Consider the following 19,294-nt stretch of genomic DNA (forward strand, 5'->3'; position numbering starts at 1 on the left):
TGGGTACTCAATAAATCTCTGATTATTTTTGATAAACCCGCACGTAATCAATTTCATACCGATTTGGAAACGGAGTCACCGCTGGGTCTCCCCCATTATCTCCACCAATAGCCAGATTGACTAATAAATAGTGAGGTTGCCGAAACGGATTAATACCTGTTCCATCTTTATTAATGGTTTCTGAAAGTAGAACAGTGTTTAATAATTTGTCATCGACATAAAGTCGAATAGCTGTTTCATCCCAATCCATGCGCCATACATGAAACTTCTTCGACCAATTGGGATCGTTGAAGGAGTTCATCGGCTTTTTGGTACTACGCCACTCTGCGGTATAGGGCTTACCGGTTGCCCAGGCAACGTTGGCCAGGAGCATGTTCCGATAATATTCCATAATGTCGATTTCGCCGTTGGCGGGCCACTCCCCTTTTACGCCTAATGTCCAGAAAGCGGGCCATAAACCGGGGCTGGTATCAATACGTCCCCGCATCTCAAAACGGCCATATTGCCAACTGTGCAAGCCATTCGTATGTAAGCTCGAGGAAGTATAGTCGATGGTCGGTCGGTTAGTTTGCCAATTAGAGCTGGAGGGTTTATAGTTCGGATTGGCTCTTTGTTCGCGACGTCCTTCGATGATAAGAAAGCCGTTTTCGCAACGAGCATTAGTTGATTGGTACCACTGAATTTCGTGGTTTCGGACAAAGCCCGTTTCAAATTTCCAGTTCTTCGGGTTTGGCGGTCCAGCCGTTTCGAACTCATCAGCCCAAACTAGTTTCCAGCCACTATCTGACTTAGTCGGTGAGCCAACAGGCTGACTAAAGCTGTTAAGGCTGGCTATCAGTAGAACTGTTAGAAGAAGGATGAATGGGCGCATGATTAGATAACTAGCTTTTAGCCCCTCTCCCGTTTTGGGAGAGGGGTTGGGGTGAGGGAAAGTTATCCATTCACTCGTTTCCCATCGACCAGACGCCAGATGTGCAGCGGGTTAGCGGCTTTCAGTTCGTCGGGCAACAACGCATCGGGAAAATTCTGATAGCAAACGGGGCGGGCAAAACGTAAAATAGCATTGGTGCCAACAGAGGTTGAGCGGGAATCTGTCGTAGCCGGATAGGGGCCGCCGTGCTGCATAGCATGACTAACTTCTACACCCGTCGGGAAGCCGTTAATCAATAACCGGCCTACTTTCTGTTCCAGAATTTCGAGCAAATCAGCATACTCAGGCAGTTCGGCATCGGTGCCCCATACTGTAGCGGTCAAATGGCCTTCCAAGCCTCGCGCGACAGCGAGCAGTTGTTCACGACTAGTCGCTTCGACCAGAACACTGCTTGGGCCAAACACCTCTTCGGCAAGAACCGGATTAGCCAGCAATGATTCGGCAGACGTTTTCAAAAGCGTTGGTGTGCCGTTAGCGAAACTCTCGGTCGAAGTAGCCTGTCCAAGCACATCCACTCCTTCGGCAGACGTTAATTTACTGATCCCTTCCGTAAACGCGCGCTGAATTCCCTGCGTGAGCATGGTAGCAGGCTGGCTATTCGTTACGAACTGAGCCGCTGTCTGCATAAACGTATCAGCTTCGGGCGATTGCTCAACCACGGCTAAGCCGGGATTCGTACAAAACTGTCCAACACCCAGAGTAAGCGAACCTACAAAACTCTGTGCAAGCGTTTCCCCCTTCTCCTTAAGCAGTTGCGGTAAAAAGAAAACGGGGTTTGTACTACCCATTTCGGCATAAACCGGAATCGGTTCTGGGCGACGGGCTGCTGCGTCGAACAATGCTTTTCCTCCTCGAAACGAACCTGTAAATCCAACAGCTTTAATAGCCGAGTGTTCTACAATGGCCATTCCCACAGCTACTGTGCGCCCTTGCACCAACGAGAATGTTCCAACGGGCAGCCCGCAAGCAACAACTGCCCGACTAATAGCATCACCTACCAATTGTGATGTGCCCGGATGGGCTGGGTGTCCTTTCACCACAACTGGGCAACCAGCAGCCAGTGCCGAAGCCGTATCGCCACCCGCAACGGAAAAAGCAAGCGGGAAATTACTGGCACCAAACACACCGACAGGGCCCAAAGGACGTAACATCTGGCGCAAATCTGGGCGTGGCAAAGGCTGACGATCTGGCAAGGCTGTGTCAATACGAGCATCGACCCAGGAGCCTTCGCGTAGGTACTCCGCAAACATACGAAGCTGGCCAGTCGTGCGTCCGCGTTCACCTGTCAGACGAGCCAGTGGTAAGCCCGATTCAGCCTGCGCGCGTGTCAACAATTCGTCGCCTAAGGCTTCAATTTCAGTGGCAATTTGTTCCAGGAAACGAGCCTTCTCAGCACCCGACTTTTTACGGTATTCAGAAAACGCTTCGGCGGCACGTTCACAAGCTTGAGCAACCTCGCTTGCGGTCGCTTCCTCAAATATGCCCGGCAAGGGTTGGCCGGTAGTTGGATTAATACCCTGAAATGATTCGGCAACAGGATTTGCAAGAGAGTTTGTCATAACGACAGGCAAGAGAATGTTATAAATAGTTAGGGCAAAAGTAGCCCGTTTTTAAGAATATACTTAGGCGAAACGCTCTGGTTTAAAAGCGGCAACGTCCATGCTTCTAACCGAATTAGTCAGCAGTTCACTAACTAATTTGCCGGTAGCTGGCCCAAGGCTGAGTCCCATCATGCCATGCCCCGTAGCCAGCACAACATTGTCATAGCGTTCTGCACGACCAATATAGGGCAGACCGTCTGGCGAGCAGGGTCGTAAGCCTCGCCAAACCGTATCAACTGCGGGCATACCGACCGATATATCTGGATAATATTGATTGATCGATTGCACGATACCTCGTACTCGATTCATATTCACAGTCATATCGGTACCCGCTACTTCGAGCGTTCCGGCAAAGCGAAGGTCAGCTCCCATGGGTGTGGCGGTAGCACGGGCTTCGAGCATGATGGCTGGTACCCGAATATTGTTCGCTACGTTTTGAAGCATAAAGCTGTAGCCTTTACCACCTTGTAAAGAGAGGCTTATCCCCAACTGTTGCGCAATTATTGGCGACCAGGCACCACCCGCTACAACAACCGCATCAACAAAGTAATCACCCTGCGATGTCTGCACGGATTTAATTTTAGAACCCGTTTTACCAAAGCCAGTAACGGCATGATTTTCCAGAATGGCAACGCCCTCTTTACGAAGATAAGCTACTAATGAGCGGATTAACTCATTCGGATTCAGGTGTGCATCGCCGGGGTAATAGATACCTCCGCGAACATCAACTCGCGCATCAGGCTCCAAATCCTGTACTTGCTGGCCGTTGAGTATGCGTGCTTCAATTCCCGAGTGATTAGCAACCTCGGCCTCTTCGGCCATTTCGTGTTCGGCAGATGCGGTTTTGTAGAGCATAAGCAGCCCTCGCTCCTGCCATTCGAAACTCAAATCGCCGTTGGTGGCTAAATCCTGATACAGTGTTTTACTAAGCAAACTCAGATCACGCAACACTGGAATCGATCGCTCAACATGTTCAGGCGTCGAATGACGATAGAAAAGCCAACCCCAACGTAGCAAATCGGCGTTCAGGCGTGGTTTCACATAAAACGGACTGGTCGATTTCAACATCCAGCGCATGCCTTTGGCAATCATACCCGGTTGCGCTAGCGGAATAATATGGCTGGGCACGATCATGCCTGCATTTCCAAACGAACAGCCATCGGCAATCGGCCCCTGATCGAACAGTGTCACGCGGTGCCCCGCTTTGTGCAGGTAATACGCCGAACAAAGTCCGACGATGCCTCCACCCACAATACCTATATGTGACATTATTAAAGAGTGAATGAGTGAATGAGCGAAAGAGTGCACCGGAGCGAAAAGAACGTTCTTGCATTCTTTCACTCATTCACTTTTTAAATAACCTGAAAACCAAATACGTATGGGTCGTCTTCGTCGAGAATAATGTGGTTGTAGCCGTGAATCCGAGCCCAGCCTTCAATGCTTGGCACAATAGCTGGCTGGCTCGCCAATTCTGTTTCCGCTTCGATACGTCCATTGAAAATAGACCCGATAATACTTTCGTGAACAAACGTATCGCCCGGCTTGAGTCGTCCCTGTGCATACCATTGCGCCATTCGGGCTGATGTTCCTGTACCGCAAGGTGAGCGGTCAATCGCTTTGTCGCCGTAAAAAACGGCATTCCTGGCTGTAGAAGTTTCTTGCAGCGGTTTGCCTGTCCAGAGAATATGACTCAGGCCGTTAATGGTCGGATTTTCGGGATGTACAAAGGTATATTGTTCATTCATCCGCTCACGCATCACCCGCGCCCAGCCAATCAATTGCTCAGCTTTGTAATGCTCCAAACCGGGGAAATTGGGTTGTGGATCGACAATAGTATAGAAATTACCACCATACGCAACATCGACCGTAAGCGTACCTAAATCTGGACACTCTACCGTCAATTTTTCTGCGGCCAGATACGATTTGATGTTCGTAATCTTCACCGACGTTACCTTTCGTCCCTCTTGCTGGTATTCTGCCCGAACCAATCCGGCAGGAACTTCCAGGTTGAGAACACCCGGTGTTTTAGGTGTAATCAGGTTTCGCTCAATGGCAACCGTTACTGTACCGATGGTGCCATGACCGCACATAGGCAGGCACCCAGAGGTTTCGATAAACAAAACACCCGCATCATTAGCAGGATCAGTAGGCGGGTAAAGAATACTTCCCGACATCATATCATGACCACGAGGCTCGAACATGAGCCCTTTCCGAATCCAGTCGTAGTCACGCAGGAAATGCTGACGTTTTTCACTCATATTCCCGCCCTGCAAAAACGGAATGCTCCCACCTGTAACAACCCGCACGGGGTTACCACAGGTATGTGCGTCAATGCAAAAAAAATGAAACTCAGACATATTTTCAGTGTAGAGTGAAGAATGAAAAGTGAAGAATAAGGGCTAAAGCAACTATTCTTCACTTTTCATTCTTCACTCTACATTAATAAGTGGTCGGTTCGCCAAAGCGGTTTGAATAACCTGTTGTACTTGCTCTCGTTCTGCGCCAATGAGAGGCAAACGCGGTGCCCGTACATATTCTGACCCAAGGCCAGTGGCTGTTGCAGCCAGTTTGATGTATTGGACTAATTTGGGGTGAATATCCAGCTCAAGCAAAGGCATAAACCAGCGATAAATTTCAAGTGCTTCGGCTATCTGGCCTGCTTTAGCCAGGTCATAAATAGCGACAGTTTCTACTGGGAAGGCATCGACCAGCCCACCAACCCAGCCATCGCAACCAAGTAACAGGGCTTCAAGCGCCAGCGTATCGACACCACCCATCAGCTTATAACGATCACCAAACGCATTCCGCATCCGCGTTATATTGGTCAGATCACGCGTCGATTCTTTTACGGCCTGAATGTTAGAAAACTCGGCCAGTTCATGAAACATAGCCACAGTGGTCATGATCTTGTAATCGTACGGATTGTTGTAGATCATGATTGGCAATGACGTTTCCTGAGCCACCGCTTTAAAGAAGGTAACCGTTTCACGGGCATCGGCAGGGTAACGCATCGGAGGCAGAAGCATGAGCCCATCAGCACCGTTGGATTCTGCTTCGTGGGCACGGGCGATCGCCTGCTTGGTAGCCTGTTCGGCAATATTGACCAGCACAGGCACTTTCCCATCGCTAACAGCCAGGCCCGATTTTAGGAGTTCAATTTTTTCGTCGTTCAGCAACGTACTGGCTTCACCCAGGGAGCCGCCAATGATAAAGCCGTGGACGCCCGCATCGAACTGGGCTTGAAGATTTTTCTCAAAAAGTGGCAGATCGAGTTGATCATCAGCCGTAAATGGAGTCAGTAACGCGGGATAAACACCTTCCCAGTTCACAGAGACGTTCATGCGGTATAGTTAGTTGATTAAATTGAGTCGATCAAAGTTCTGTATTTCACAAAAAATAATAGCACTGGGATTTAGTATATTGTGGTACTATTTTCACCTTTTCTATATTTGTCATACGACACATTTACAGTTTTCATGAATAAGCTAACCGCTGATGACCTGATTTACGGGTACATAAACGGGATTTTCCCAATGGCCGATGCCGACGGTACGCTTTATTGGTATGCACCTGACCCTCGGGCCATTATTCCTATTCATAGCTATAAACCTGCTAAATCACTTCACCCGGTTCTGAACCGCAATCAGTTTGAAATACGTCTGAATACGGCCTTTTCTGAGGTAATGCGGGCCTGCTCGAAACCTCGTTCTGAAGATGATAGCGTCTGGATTTCCGATGAAATTATTGACGCCTATACAGAGTTGCATCATATGGGTCTGGCCCATAGTGTCGAGACGTATATAGAGAATCGGCTGGTAGGAGGCCTATACGGTGTGGCTTTAGGTTCCGCGTTTTTTGGCGAATCTATGTTTACTGAGGTTAGCAATGCCTCTAAAGTCGCCTTCCATAATTTAATCCTGATTCTCCGTCAACAACACTTCACCTTGCTTGATACACAGTTCATTAACGACAATGTTCGTCGTTACGGTGCCATAGAAATCCCCAAAGCAGATTACCTCCGGCAGCTTAAAATTGCCCTCAAACAAAAAGCACGCTTTACGGCCTTAGTGCCCGAAAAGGTATAGGCAGATCATGGTTTCCGGTATACACAAAACCGTAAATCCCTATCTTTGCCCGCATGTCAAAGCCTGTTTTAGTTCTAAAGTTTGGTACCGCATCTATCACAAAACCTACCGGCGAACCTAATGAGCCCGTCATGGTAGACATTGCCCGTCAGGTAGCCGCTCTGCACCCGCATTACCGTATTGTACTAGTTTCATCGGGTGCAGTGGGTGCTGGAAAATCCTTAATTCGTGATTATAAGGGCGATATTACCCAACGTAAAGCTGCTGCTGCTGTAGGTAATTTACTATTACTCAATCAATACTCTCGTTTCTTTTCTATATACGGCATTTCCATTGCCCAAAGTCTTTGCGAACGCCACCACTTTGCCAGTCGCGACCAGTTTCTGCAACTAAAGCAGACCTACGAAGAACTTTGGGACAATGATCTGATCCCAATTGCCAACGAAAACGATGTCGTTAGTGATCGCGAATTAAAGTTTTCCGACAATGATGAACTGGCAACCCTCATTGCCGTAGGTTTTGGCGCAGAAGCACTGATGCTCTGCACGTCGGTAGGTGGCTTATTGGATGCCAATGGGCAGATTATTCCAAAGGTTGTTGAGTTCGACGAACGCGTATTTGGCGTTGTTAGAACTGATAAGTCATCACTAGGTTTGGGTGGTATGGCTTCTAAGCTAACGTTCGCCAAACTGGCTACCCGGATGGGAATTCGCGTCGTTATTTTCGGATTAAAAGAACCAGATAGCCTCGGTCGGGCCTTGAAAGGTGAAACAGGAACCGAGTTTACACCACACCCAATTACTCTATCTGCCCGGAATCGTTGGTTAGCAAGCGGCAGCTTAGCCGTCGGTCGGGTGCAGATCGATGCGGGTGCCGTGCGGGCGTTGAAACAACGTCGAAGCCTGTTGGCGGTAGGAGTTCGGGCTGTGCTGAACGATTTCGCAACCGGCGAACTGGTCGAAATCATAAATGAAGAACAGGAAACGGTGGCCGTCGCCCGAACGCGGATTTCGTCCGAAACGTTATCGCAACAGCTTAATCAGCAAAATGTTGAGGTCGCCAATGCGAATGATATTGTACTTTTGTAATCATGACTCCTATTACGCCCCTTCTCCAGGCCACTCAGCAAGCTGCAGCAGCCGTTCGGCGGCTTAGCCCCGCTGAAAAAACTGATTTACTCAATCGCCTGGCCGATGTGCTTGCCGATCATGTCGCCGGTATCGTGGCCGAGAATCAGAAAGACCTCGATCGGATGTCGGAAAGCGACCCCAAATATGATCGACTAAAACTGACAGAAACTCGCATAGCCGACCTTTCCAAGAGTTTGCGCGAAGTAGCCGTACTACCCGATCCGGCAGGAGAAGTCATTTTGGAGCGTACAATCGAACAGGGATTAAAACTTAAAAAAATTGCCGTGCCGTTGGGCGTGGTAGGTGTTATTTACGAAGCTCGCCCGAACGTAACGGTCGATGTGGCATCCTTGTGTCTGCGTTCAGGAAATGCCTGTGTACTGAAAGGCGGCAAAGAAGCCGATTTCTCGAACCGGTATTTGATTGGTTTGATTCAGGGTGTATTGGTCGAATTTGGTGTTCCCAAAGCTGCGGTTACACTGCTCCCGCCCGACCGCGCCGTTGTCAATGAATTGCTTACCGCTACCCGCTACGTAGACATTATTATCCCACGTGGATCAGAATCGCTGATTCAATTTGTCCGCAAAAACTCACTGGTGCCAACCATCGAAACGGGTGCCGGGGTTTGCCACGCCTATGTGGAGCAAACCGCCGATTTGGCCAAAGCAGCTGCCATCGTTGTGAATGCCCGCGTCTCGCGCCCGTCGGTTTGTAACTCGCTCGATTGTGTACTTGTCGATGAAGCCATTGCCGAGCGTTTCCTGTCAATGCTGACAGCCGATTTCAACAAATGGAACGTAGTGGTTTTCGCCGATGAACCCTCTTTTGCCATTTTGAAGAAAGCAGGCTATACAAGCCTGCAACACGCCCAACCCGAAGATTTTGGTCGCGAGTTTCTGGACTATAAATGTGCCGTAAAAGTCGTAGCTGATCTGGATGAAGCGCTGTCCCATATCCAGGCCTATTCGTCCCGACACTCCGAAGCAATTATCTCACAAAATCAAGAACTTATCGACCAATTCCTTCGCGAAGTCGATGCTGCTGCCGTGTATGCTAATGCATCTACACGTTTTACAGATGGGGGCGTGTTTGGTCTTGGTGCCGAAATTGGTATTTCCACGCAAAAACTCCACGCTCGTGGCCCATTTGCGCTGGAGAAATTAGTGACTGAGAAATGGATCGTTGTGGGCGACGGGCAGGTACGATGGTAGCGTAGCCTTAATACCCATACCAGTCTCCCCACCACTTCTGCAAACTCCGCCGGATTTCAGCTTCACGAGCGTTATGACCGGGTTCATACAGTTTGTGACCTTTTAGGTCGTCGGGCAGGAAGTTTTGCTGGGCAAAATTGCCTTCATGAGCATGCGAATATTGGTAGTCTTTTCCGTAGCCAATCTGCTTCATTAGCTTAGTTGGGGCATTGCGCAAGTGGAGAGGCACGGGAAGATGAGCCGTTTGCTCGGCTAGAGCAATAGCCTCATCAATAGCCACATAACTTGCGTTACTCTTAGGTGATGTGGCTAGATACACGGCCACCTGCGACAGAATAATTCGACCTTCGGGCATGCCGATAGCACGAATCGCCTGCACCGCTTCCGACGCCATAATCATGGCCGTTGGGTTGGCATTGCCGATGTCTTCCGATGCCATAATCAACATGCGCCGGGCAATGAAAATGGGATCTTCTCCCGCTACGATCATCCGGGCCATCCAGTACAAAGCGGCATTGGGATCTGAACCACGTAACGACTTGATAAAAGCCGAGATAATGTCGTAATGCTGCTCTCCTGATTTATCGTAGCGAGCAATATTCTGTTGTGCAACAGTCGTTACGCCCTCGTCGGTAATAACTAACGGATCGGTAGATACGTGAGCCGAAGCGACTAATTCTAAGAGGTTTAGCAGTTTACGTCCATCACCACCAGACAGCCGAAGCAACGCATCATACGACTCAACCGTAATTCTTTTTGATTGCAAAAACGCATCCTGCGCAATGGCTCGATCAACCACCTGAATTAACTCCTCTCGGCTAAGCCCTTCCAGAATATAGACCTGACAGCGCGAGAGCAAAGCGCTATTTACTTCAAAAGATGGGTTCTCGGTAGTAGCTCCGATCAACGTAATCTGTCCTTTCTCGACGGCCCCGAGCAGGGCGTCCTGCTGACTTTTATTGAATCGGTGAATTTCGTCAATGAACACCACAGGTGGGAATATTCCGCTCGGGCGGCTCAGCACATCACGAATCTCTTTCACGCCCGAATTGATTGCACTTAGGGCAATAAAGGGGCGTTTAACGGCTTCGGCCAACAGTAATGCCAGCGTGGTTTTGCCAACACCCGGTGGGCCCCATAGTATCATAGAAGGCAAACGGCCTGCCTCTACAGCGCGACGAAGTGCACCATTCGGGCCGATAAGTTTACGCTGACCAATAACGTCGTTGAGTGTTCGAGGGCGTACCCGCTCGGGCAAGGGCGTTGAGTCTGTATTCATTCAACGAAGTTACGAAAGTAACGTGGATGGAAATCCGCGTAGCCGAAGGCTAATTTGTCTAGTAAAATTGATAGCTACATATTAGCCTTCGGCTACGCCACCTTAAATAAAAAACCCGATAGTTCATAAAGAGCTACCGGGTTGGAGAATAGGTTAGGAGTAGTCAGCGTCAGAGCGACACATTTTCGAGCGTCACATAACGCTTGAGGTTGCTCATAGCTCCAAATATCAAATTGTAAACAGACTGAATGTTAATGTGCATGAGGGCCGAAATTTCTTCGTTGCTCATGTTTTGAAAATACCGCAGGTGAACAGCTTCACGCTGACGGCGGGGAAGTTTTTCGAGGGCCTGATGCAGGCAGTCATTCATAAACGAATCTTCCTCGTGGGCAATCAGTAAATTTTCGTGAGATGGATCAGCGCCGGGAAGCGTATCACCAACGCGTCGACCATTTACCATGTCATCCTGGCTAACTAATTTCTGTTCAGCCGTTAGATGGCGAACCAGCTTACGTTTAATCGAAGCCATCAGATAAAACCGTACAGAAGTAGTTGGTCCGATGGTTGTTCTGTGCTTCCAGAGCTCAACAAATAGGTCGTGGATGCAATCTTTAATCAGGGCCCGGTCGGTGGCGAAATGGGCGCAATAATGGTAAAGGGTTTGAACATAATTTTGGTACAGTCGGGCAAACGCATTTTCATCGCCACCACGAAACAAATTCCAGAGGGTTTCGTCGTCGGGGCCGATTTGAGTACGGGAGCGAGCCATGATAGAGAGGGTAAAGGTTAGGAATAGCCTTGGAGTGTGTAAACTTACCCATAAAAAATAGAATTAAAAAAAGTAGTTAAAATTTTTTTTTATGGTCACGGATTTCCCACTTGAATAGACACAAAAGTGAACCTTTTGCCGTCAAACAGTCCCTTATCGCTCAATTTCAACGCTGGGATAACTAGCAGAGCCATAAACGATAAGGTCATAAATGGAGCTGCCAGCGTACTTCCCAGCTCTTGCTTCGCAAACTGATCAAGTGTCGTATATTGTGTAGCTACATCATACCCATCCGTATCGGTCATTAGTCCTGCTACTGGTAATGGCAGTAAATATGTATCGGGAGTGGTAGTTAGATGTAAAAACTCACGTCTACTCATTATTTCGTCATCATGTTCATGAGGCTTCGTACCCGCCACCGCCGACAAACCACCCTGAGATTCTATAACCAGATTGACCGCTTTGCAAATACTTTCGTCGTCGCATCCGACAGCTGTAATGTTATGCGAATCATGCCCAACTGAAGAGGCAATGGCGCCATGCTTCAACCCAAAGTTTTTAATAAAAGTGATGGCAGGAGGTGTGTCCTGATACCGATTAACGACAACCATTTTTAAAATATCTCGCTCCACATCGGGCATAATTTGGTCGTTCTCCAACTTAGGTTTCAGATGCAGTTCGTTTGTAATGAGCTGACCGTCGAGTGCTTCGATGACACGGATTTCCCTCACCCCCGGCCCCTCTCCCAGAACGGGAGAGGGGTGAAGTACTGGAGATGTTTCATCACCCCTCTCCCGTTCTGGGAGAGGGGCCGGGGGTGAGGGAAATGACACCACAAAATCCTCCGGCTTTTTAGCCGAACAACTAAACTGATTGACATGCTCACTCCGCAAATCTGGAATTTTCGACTCCCCATTTTCAGCGACAACTTCTCCATTAATCACCGTTTGCTGGACCTTAAATGCTTGTAAACTATCAACCACGATATAATCTGCAGGGTCCCCCTCTCGCAGAAGTCCAACTGGTAATCGATAATGCAACACGGGATTTAGGCAAGCCGCCCGAAGTACGTTCCACAACGAATGCCCTTTTGATAAAGCCCGTACAACTAGCTGATTGATATGGCCTTCAGCCAATGTATCGGGGTGCTTATCATCGGAGCAGAACATAATTTGCTGTGGGAACTCAGTCAGTAATGGAATCAGCGCTTCGAAGTTGCGTGCCGCACTCCCCTCTCGAATAAGAATATTCATGCCCCTTTGTGCTTTATCCAGACCTTCTTCGTAAGTGAAGCATTCGTGGTCGGTACTGATTCCGGCATCAATGTATCGTTGAGCATCATCGCCAGTCAGGCCGGGAGCATGGCCATCAACAGGCTTATTAAAGGCATTGGCCAGAGCTATTTTAGCCATTACATCAGGGTCCTGATGCAGTACCCCCGGAAAGTTCATCATCTCGGCCAGATAACCGATTTCTTTCAATGCCAGCAACTTCCGAACATCCTTAACGCTAATTGTAGCGCCCGCCGTTTCGAAGGTTGTGGCTGGAACGCAGGAAGGAGCGCCAAACATAAATTTGAAGGGGACGCGCCGGGCTTCCTCAATCATATAATGAACGCCCGCAACGCCGAGGACATTTCCGATCTCATGCGGGTCTGATACTGTAGCGACAGTTCCGTGTACCACGGCTAGTCGAGCGAATTGTGGGGGAGTTAAGAGAGAGCTTTCGACGTGAACGTGCGCATCCACAAAACCGGGCAATACATAAGGTTCACCTTTTTGTTCGGGCCCAAGACGGTGTATCTCATTAATGCGCCCATTTTCAATCGTGAGCGTACCATAAAAAATCGTTTGATCAAAGAGATTCAGGATATTAGCCGTGATCATAAATTAGATTCGGATAAATAGGTTACGGCGGTACATCCACCAGAGAATTAAATAAAAAATAGCCAGCGTAACGAAGCCAAGTAGCAGTTGTTCGTACGCAGTGCCAAACACCAGAAAAGGCCCGTGCCCCAAGTGGGTATATAAAGATGTGATAATGAACTTGTCAATGAGGTGCACCAGGCAGTAAATCGCGATGGAGTTCATACCGACTACGACCAATGGAAACGCCCATCCCCGCCGACCAGCCACATCGATAACGCCATAAAAAAATGCTAATAACCAAAAACACCAGCCACCGCTGAAGAGTACCCAGGCTGGTGTCCAGATTCGTTTAACAATAGGGCAAATTCCAGTCACATGTAGCAAAACGCCACTGATCAGGCCTGTAGCTCCTGCAATCAGGAAGTACTTTAGAATTTCACGCTGCGTCATCCCTGATCGTAACCACCGACCTGCCTGCAAACCTAACAGCATAGTGCCAAGAGTCGGAATGAAACTAAGGGTAGCATAGCCTCCTCCATTGAACAAGAATGGGTTCTCGCGCGGAAACAAGTTCAGAAACCACGTATCAAATGCCCAGGCCAGATTACTATTCTTATTAAAATGCGCCATTAAGCCAGTATAATGTTCCGGCCAATCTGTCGCGACACCAACTGTACTATAATCGAAGCCTGCAACAGAAGCTGGATACATGATGAACGCCAGCCAATAACCGATTAAAACGACGCCTAGCGCAATCCAGGCCGTTCGAGGTTTGGGAGCGCTACCTATTAAGAATAAAAATGGGTAACCCAGCCCAATTTGTGTAAGCGTATCTTCAAACGTAAATCTCGTTTGTTCGGAATGAGTGGATCGCAGAAAAATTCCGAGTAGAATTAAAATCAGCGACCGCCGAAACGCATGCCACAGCTGAACGGGAAACGATTGCCCCTGCTTAACCCGGCTGGCAATCGAATAGGGTAAAGCAACTCCTACCAAAAATGAAAATGAGGGTTGAATCAGGTCGTGCAGTGAACAGCCAGCCCAGGCAACGTGACTTTGGTGATGAGCCAGAAACGCCCAGAAACTACTATCGGGAAAGGCTTCGTGAAGGTGATCAAATTGCAGGATTTCGGCAGCCATCAATGTCATGACGAAACCTCGATAGGCATCCATAGACATTAGTCGACCAGCCAGGAAACCGGTTTGGTTTACAGCAGAAAGTTGGGACATCGGCAACGGGTAGGAATTAAGTCTTAAAACTTGGCAATGGCGTTCACATTCGCAACAACATGGATAAAGTTTTTGCTGAGAGGTGGTATATTTCGGCTTATTGCGTCTCTTTAATGAATTAGTCAGGTATCGTAAATGGTTATCAGGTATCGTCAAAAGCTGTTAACAGCCCGGCCATTCCTGACTGTATCTGACTAAATTCTGACAATTTTTAACCAGTATTTCTAATGACTGCCCGTGTCCTGAAAGTTCATCCCGGCGATAATGTCATCGTAGCCCTTCGCAACCTGTCGGCGGGGGAGCACGTTGAATTTGAGAATGATACCTATGAGTTGCCTTATGCCGTTGGAGCCAAGCATAAATTTGTGACCGAAGACCGACAACCCGGCGATCCAATCACGATGTATGGTGTGCTAGTCGGTAAAGCGACCCAACCGATTCGCCGTGGAGAACCGATTACCACATTTAATCTCAAACACGATGCCGACCGATACGGCCTCGACAAAAAACAGCCTTACTCCTGGCAAGCGCCCGATGTGTCGCACTGGCAGGAACGAACGTTCATGGGCTATCACCGCGCAGATGGCAGTGTTGGTACGCGCAACTACTGGCTTGTAGTGCCACTGGTTTTTTGTGAGAACCGCAATGTCCTGATTTTAAAAGATGCCTTTGAGCGCGAACTAGGCTACGCTCAGCCCGAAATCTACCGCGAAAACGTTCATGAGTTATTGAGTTTGTACAAGGCAGGCGAAATGGATGTCATTAAAAAGATGCAGCCATTTATCGAACCTAATCAAACGAGCAATCATGCACAAAAACGCCCTTTCAAACATGTAGATGGCATTAAATTCCTGACCCACGAAATGGGTTGTGGAGGCACCCGGCAAGACTCGGGCTATTTATGTTCATTACTGGCGGGCTTCATTAATAACCCCAACGTAGCGGGAGCAACCGTATTAAGTCTGGGCTGTCAGCATTTACAAACGGATATGATTTCGGCAGAAATCAAACGGCAAAACCCAAAGTTCAATAAACCACTGCTTCTATTTGAGCAACAAGCCGGAACCGAATACGCACTTATGTCGGAAGCCATTAAAGAAACGTTTTTGGGCCTGGTTGAAATCAATAAAATTGAACGCAAGCCAGCTCCGTTAAATGCATTGACCGTCGGCTTAAAATGCGGTGGCTCTGATGGTTTTTCGGGTATTTCGGCCAATCCAGTTCTGGGCCATTTGTCGGATACAATCGTATCGTTGGGTGGCAAAACCGTACTGGCTGAATTTCCCGAACTAAATGGTGTCGAACAGGAACTTATCAATCGTACCGAGGATACAGCCAAAGCCCAGAAATTCATTACGTTGATGGGTGAATACTCGGCTCAGGCTGAAGCCGTTGGTTCAGGATTCGATATGAATCCGTCGCCGGGCAATATCAAAGACGGACTTATTACCGATGCCATTAAATCGGCAGGGGCGGCTAAAAAAGGAGGCACTGCCCCTGTAGCCGACGTGCTTGATTATGCAGAACCGGCTGTTACGCCCGGCCTGAGCCTTCTTTGCACACCCGGCAATGATGTTGAAGCGACAACAGGCATGGCAGGTTCAGGCACAAACGTAATTCTGTTTACCACTGGCCTCGGTACGCCCACTGGCAATCCAGTTTGTCCAGTTGTTAAGGTCTCGACAAATACTGTCCTAAAAAACAGAATGCCTGATGTCATTGATTTCGACAGTGGCCCTATTATCGACGGTGAGCAAAGTATAGCTCAAAATGCTGATGCGCTTCTGGAATACATTATTCGATTGGCGTCCGGGGAAGAAATAACCCAGGCCGAACGCTTAGGACAAGACGATTTTATTCCCTGGAAACGGGGTGTTTCACTTTAAAATGGTGAAAGAGCGAAAGAGTGAAGGCGCAAAGACGTACCGACCACTCTTTTGCTCTTTTACTCTTTCGCACTTTAAACATGTTCTCACTCAAAAACAAAACTGCCCTCATCACGGGGGGAGCCAGCGGCATTGGGCTGGCCATTGCAAAGACGTTTGCACAGGCAGGTGCATCGGTTCATATACTTGATCTCAATAAGGATCAGGGCGAACAAGCTGTTAGCGAGATCCAACAGGCGGGTGGTCAGGCAACAAGCCACGCTATTGATGTTTCGAATCAGCAACAGGCAGTGGAGACTGTCAATCAGATAGCCGCACAGGGTCCAATTCATATTCTGGTCAACAACGCGGGTGTGTCGCACATCGGTACAGTTGAAACCACAACAGAAGCCGACTTTGACCGGATTTATCGCATTAATATTAAAGGCGTCTACAATTGCCTTTACGCGACCATTCCGCATCTAAAAGCCAATAGTGGCGGTGTGGTTCTAAATATGGCGTCGATAGCTGCAACTGTAGGTATCCCAGACCGTTTCGCCTATGCCATGAGTAAGGGCGCTGTCTTGACGATGACCCTGTCCATCGCGAAGGATTATCTGAAAGAAAACATTCGCTGCAACTGTATTTCGCCCGCACGCGTGCATACCCCGTTTGTGGATGGGTTTATCGCGAAAACGTATCCAGGTCGAGAAGCCGAGATGTTCGAGAAATTATCGAAAACACAACCTATCGGCCGAATGGCTGAACCCCAGGAAATTGGTGCCCTAGCTCTCTACCTCTGCTCCGACGAAGCGGGTTTCATAACTGGATGTGATTATCCGATTGATGGCGGATTTACGCGGTTGAACAATTAGCCCGCTTTATTTTCTGTAGCCTAAAAGGCACATAAAATTCTGGTTCTTCGCGATTATTTATTGTCATCCCGACCTTAGGAGGGATCTCAGGTTGCATATATAGGCAAGCTTGAGATCCCTCCTAAGGTCGGGATGAAAAATTTTCCATTCCTGACACTATTTTCATCACGCAACCACTTTATAATCGAATAACGTAGAATTCATCGGCTGAAAGAATAACGTTTATAGAGTCAAACAGGTTAATACTAGAATCGATATCCATACGCTTCCAGATACGACAAATTTGGGATGAATCAGCAAGTAGCAATTTAAAAACTGCCCTTGCAATCCACCCCAAATCTTCGTAAATTAGCCAGATTCTAAACGCAACTAATGAACTTCAAATTAACCTCTGAATTTCAACCCACCGGCGACCAACCAAAAGCTATTGAGAAGTTGGTCAAGGGTATAAATGAAGGCGAACCTGCACAAGTACTTCTTGGTGTAACTGGAAGTGGAAAAACATTCACAGTCGCCAATCTCATTGCACAGACCAATCGCCCAACGCTCGTATTAAGCCACAACAAAACCCTGGCAGCCCAGCTTTACGGCGAATTCAAGCAGTTTTTTCCAGAAAACGCTGTCGAGTACTTCATCTCGTACTACGATTATTATCAGCCGGAAGCATTCATTGCTACCACGAACACCTATATCGAAAAAGACCTCGCGATTAATGAGGAGATCGACAAACTGCGGCTGGCAGCAACGTCGGCCCTGATGAGTGGTCGGCGCGATGTAATTGTAGTGGCGTCGGTTTCATGCATTTATGGCATGGGAAATCCTGAAGAATTCAAGCGGAACGTAGTCAGGATTGGCGTGGGCGAACAAATGAGCCGCAACCAGTTTCTGCATCAGCTAGTCAGCATTTTATATAGTCGTACAGAAGGCGAATTTCAGCGCGGTAATTTCCGTGTCAAAGGTGATACAGTCGACCTGTATGTTGCCTATGCCGATTTCGCCTATCGCGTTATTTTCTTCGGTGACGAGATTGAAACGATTCAACAGATTGATCCTAACACTGGACGGAAAATCTCGAATGAAAATATGGTGACGATCTTCCCTGCCAACCTGTTCGTTACGGGTCGTGATACGCTCAATAACGCGATCCACGAAATTCAGGACGATATGGTGGCGCAGGTGATGTACTTCGAATCGGAGATGCGGGAGCAGGAAGCTACTCGTATTCGTGAACGTACCGAGTTCGACCTTGAAATGATGCGTGAGCTGGGCTATTGTTCAGGTATTGAAAACTATTCCCGCTATTTCGATAGGCGTCAACCCGGCCAACGCCCATTCTGTCTGCTCGATTATTTCCCCGACGATTATTTAATGGTGATTGACGAAAGTCATGCGACAATCCCACAAATTCGGGCCATGTGGGGTGGCGACCGATCACGCAAAACAGCGCTTGTTGACTACGGATTCCGACTTCCATCAGCAATGGACAATCGTCCGTTGACGTTCCAGGAATTTGAAGATTTATCGGGACAGGCTGTGTATGTTTCGGCTACTCCATCCGACTATGAGCTTCGTAAAAGCGACGGTGTTATCGTGGAGCAACTTATCCGGCCAACGGGTCTGCTCGACCCAGAAATTGAGGTTCGCCCGAGCCTCAACCAAATTGACGATTTACTGGAGTCTGTCGACAGCCGAATTAAAAATGGTGAGCGTGTATTAATAACGACCCTCACTAAACGCATGGCCGAAGAACTGACGAAGTATCTCGACCGAGTGGGCATTAAAACCCGCTACATTCATTCGGAAGTAAAAACCCTGGATCGAGTGGAAATTTTACGTGATTTACGATTGGGCAACTTCGACGTACTGGTAGGTGTAAACCTGTTGCGTGAAGGGCTTGACTTACCCGAAGTATCACTTGTGGCTATTATGGATGCGGATAAAGAAGGCTTCCTTCGCGACATCCGGTCGTTGATTCAGACCATCGGCCGGGCGGCTCGTAATTCGAACGGGAAAGTGATTATGTATGCCGACCGGATCACGGGCTCTATGGAGAAAGCCATTGACGAAACCAACCGTCGTCGGGCTATCCAGATGGAGTACAACATCGACAACGGTATCACACCAACTACGGTACTGAAATCCAAAGAAGCCATCATGGGTCAAACCAAAGTGGCCGACTCAAAAGCGAAACATTTCTATGTTGAACCTGAAGAAATCCGCATTGCTGCTGACCCAGTTGTGCGCTATATGGGCAAGGGCGATCTGGAGAAGATGATCAACGAAACGCAATCTAAAATGGAACGTGCCGCCAAAGACCTCGACTTCCTGGAAGCTGCTCGTTTGCGCGATGAATTGTTTCAATTAAGGGACAAATTGAAGAAGGAGACGGCGTAGTCAATTATCATTTGTTTGCCTATTTGCAATCAATTGATTACCTTTGCATTGGTCAG

General features: G+C 48.3%; 15 protein-coding genes. 6 read left to right on the forward strand and 9 right to left on the reverse strand.

Annotated elements, in window-relative coordinates; translation table 11 throughout:
- Positions 1–22: 22 nt before the first annotated feature.
- The 5 genes from GO755_RS16075 to GO755_RS16095 form a co-directional block, all read right to left on the reverse strand.
- Entirely contained in the window at positions 23–871 is an 849-nt protein-coding gene (locus GO755_RS16075; RefSeq protein ID WP_157586185.1) for a glycoside hydrolase family 16 protein, read from the reverse strand.
- A gap of 62 nt (positions 872–933) precedes the next feature.
- A complete protein-coding gene (locus GO755_RS16080) occupies positions 934–2,490 on the reverse strand; it encodes an aldehyde dehydrogenase (NADP(+)) (RefSeq protein WP_157586186.1) in 1,557 nt (518 codons plus the stop codon).
- A 63-nt stretch (positions 2,491–2,553) separates the two neighbouring features.
- Complete coding sequence (locus tag GO755_RS16085) at positions 2,554–3,801, reverse strand: NAD(P)/FAD-dependent oxidoreductase (protein WP_157586187.1); 1,248 nt, start codon at positions 3,799–3,801, stop codon at positions 2,554–2,556.
- Positions 3,802–3,884: 83 nt separating this feature from the next.
- Positions 3,885–4,889, reverse strand: a complete 1,005-nt coding sequence (locus GO755_RS16090) for a 4-hydroxyproline epimerase (RefSeq protein WP_157586188.1) — start codon at positions 4,887–4,889, stop codon at positions 3,885–3,887.
- Between the two features lie 72 nt (positions 4,890–4,961).
- The gene (locus tag GO755_RS16095; RefSeq protein ID WP_157586189.1) at positions 4,962–5,873 is read right to left on the reverse strand and encodes a dihydrodipicolinate synthase family protein; all 912 of its coding nucleotides are present in this window, start codon (positions 5,871–5,873) and stop codon (positions 4,962–4,964) included.
- Positions 5,874–6,008: 135 nt separating this feature from the next.
- Between GO755_RS16095 and aat the strand changes: the two genes are divergently transcribed.
- From aat to GO755_RS16110, 3 genes are read left to right on the forward strand one after another with little or no spacing between them, the layout of a single operon-like run.
- Entirely contained in the window at positions 6,009–6,617 is a 609-nt protein-coding gene (aat, locus tag GO755_RS16100) for a leucyl/phenylalanyl-tRNA--protein transferase (RefSeq protein WP_157586190.1), read from the forward strand.
- A gap of 53 nt (positions 6,618–6,670) precedes the next feature.
- Positions 6,671–7,705, forward strand: coding sequence for a glutamate 5-kinase (gene proB, locus GO755_RS16105; RefSeq protein WP_157586191.1), 1,035 nt, complete (start codon positions 6,671–6,673; stop codon positions 7,703–7,705).
- A gap of 2 nt (positions 7,706–7,707) precedes the next feature.
- Positions 7,708–8,958: a glutamate-5-semialdehyde dehydrogenase gene (locus GO755_RS16110; RefSeq protein WP_157586192.1), complete on the forward strand. Its 1,251-nt coding sequence runs from the start codon at positions 7,708–7,710 to the stop codon at positions 8,956–8,958.
- A gap of 7 nt (positions 8,959–8,965) precedes the next feature.
- Here GO755_RS16110 and GO755_RS16115 read toward each other — a convergent pair whose 3' ends face one another.
- From GO755_RS16115 to GO755_RS16130, 4 genes are all read right to left on the reverse strand, one after another.
- Positions 8,966–10,237 carry a replication-associated recombination protein A gene (locus tag GO755_RS16115; protein ID WP_157586193.1) on the reverse strand — a complete coding sequence of 424 codons (1,272 nt, stop codon included), beginning with the start codon at positions 10,235–10,237 and terminating at the stop codon, positions 8,966–8,968.
- Positions 10,238–10,406: 169 nt separating this feature from the next.
- Positions 10,407–11,006, reverse strand: a complete 600-nt coding sequence (locus tag GO755_RS16120; protein WP_111342829.1) for an RNA polymerase sigma factor — start codon at positions 11,004–11,006, stop codon at positions 10,407–10,409.
- 95 nt (positions 11,007–11,101) lie between these two features.
- Entirely contained in the window at positions 11,102–12,892 is a 1,791-nt protein-coding gene (locus GO755_RS16125; RefSeq protein WP_157586194.1) for an adenine deaminase, read from the reverse strand.
- 3 nt (positions 12,893–12,895) lie between these two features.
- Positions 12,896–14,047: an acyltransferase family protein gene (locus tag GO755_RS16130; RefSeq protein ID WP_157586391.1), complete on the reverse strand. Its 1,152-nt coding sequence runs from the start codon at positions 14,045–14,047 to the stop codon at positions 12,896–12,898.
- 284 nt (positions 14,048–14,331) lie between these two features.
- Between GO755_RS16130 and GO755_RS16135 the strand changes: the two genes are divergently transcribed.
- The 3 genes from GO755_RS16135 (at position 14,332) to uvrB (ending at position 19,238) form a co-directional block, all read left to right on the forward strand.
- Positions 14,332–15,990, forward strand: coding sequence for a UxaA family hydrolase (locus GO755_RS16135; protein WP_157586195.1), 1,659 nt, complete (start codon positions 14,332–14,334; stop codon positions 15,988–15,990).
- Between the two features lie 80 nt (positions 15,991–16,070).
- Positions 16,071–16,844: an SDR family NAD(P)-dependent oxidoreductase gene (locus tag GO755_RS16140; protein ID WP_157586196.1), complete on the forward strand. Its 774-nt coding sequence runs from the start codon at positions 16,071–16,073 to the stop codon at positions 16,842–16,844.
- Between the two features lie 372 nt (positions 16,845–17,216).
- Positions 17,217–19,238 carry an excinuclease ABC subunit UvrB gene (gene uvrB, locus GO755_RS16145; protein ID WP_157586197.1) on the forward strand — a complete coding sequence of 674 codons (2,022 nt, stop codon included), beginning with the start codon at positions 17,217–17,219 and terminating at the stop codon, positions 19,236–19,238.
- Positions 19,239–19,294 lie beyond the last annotated feature (56 nt).

It is taken from the genome of Spirosoma arboris, from assembly GCF_009754945.1.
GTDB classification, from domain to species: Bacteria; Bacteroidota; Bacteroidia; order Cytophagales; family Spirosomataceae; genus Spirosoma; species Spirosoma arboris.

Bases quoted from the DNA above. Each gene is read 5' to 3' on its own strand.
- GO755_RS16075 (WP_157586185.1), bottom strand. From the start codon at position 871: ATGCGCCCATTCATCCTTCTTCTAACAGTTCTACTGATAGCCAGCCTT.
- GO755_RS16080 (WP_157586186.1), bottom strand. From the start codon at position 2,490: ATGACAAACTCTCTTGCAAATCCTGTTGCCGAATCATTTCAGGGTATT.
- GO755_RS16085 (WP_157586187.1), bottom strand. From the start codon at position 3,801: ATGTCACATATAGGTATTGTGGGTGGAGGCATCGTCGGACTTTGTTCG.
- GO755_RS16090 (WP_157586188.1), bottom strand. From the start codon at position 4,889: ATGTCTGAGTTTCATTTTTTTTGCATTGACGCACATACCTGTGGTAAC.
- GO755_RS16095 (WP_157586189.1), bottom strand. From the start codon at position 5,873: ATGAACGTCTCTGTGAACTGGGAAGGTGTTTATCCCGCGTTACTGACT.
- aat (WP_157586190.1), top strand. From the start codon at position 6,009: ATGAATAAGCTAACCGCTGATGACCTGATTTACGGGTACATAAACGGG.
- proB (WP_157586191.1), top strand. From the start codon at position 6,671: ATGTCAAAGCCTGTTTTAGTTCTAAAGTTTGGTACCGCATCTATCACA.
- GO755_RS16110 (WP_157586192.1), top strand. From the start codon at position 7,708: ATGACTCCTATTACGCCCCTTCTCCAGGCCACTCAGCAAGCTGCAGCA.
- GO755_RS16115 (WP_157586193.1), bottom strand. From the start codon at position 10,237: ATGAATACAGACTCAACGCCCTTGCCCGAGCGGGTACGCCCTCGAACA.
- GO755_RS16120 (WP_111342829.1), bottom strand. From the start codon at position 11,006: ATGGCTCGCTCCCGTACTCAAATCGGCCCCGACGACGAAACCCTCTGG.
- GO755_RS16125 (WP_157586194.1), bottom strand. From the start codon at position 12,892: ATGATCACGGCTAATATCCTGAATCTCTTTGATCAAACGATTTTTTAT.
- GO755_RS16130 (WP_157586391.1), bottom strand. From the start codon at position 14,047: ATGGATGCCTATCGAGGTTTCGTCATGACATTGATGGCTGCCGAAATC.
- GO755_RS16135 (WP_157586195.1), top strand. From the start codon at position 14,332: ATGACTGCCCGTGTCCTGAAAGTTCATCCCGGCGATAATGTCATCGTA.
- GO755_RS16140 (WP_157586196.1), top strand. From the start codon at position 16,071: ATGTTCTCACTCAAAAACAAAACTGCCCTCATCACGGGGGGAGCCAGC.
- uvrB (WP_157586197.1), top strand. From the start codon at position 17,217: ATGAACTTCAAATTAACCTCTGAATTTCAACCCACCGGCGACCAACCA.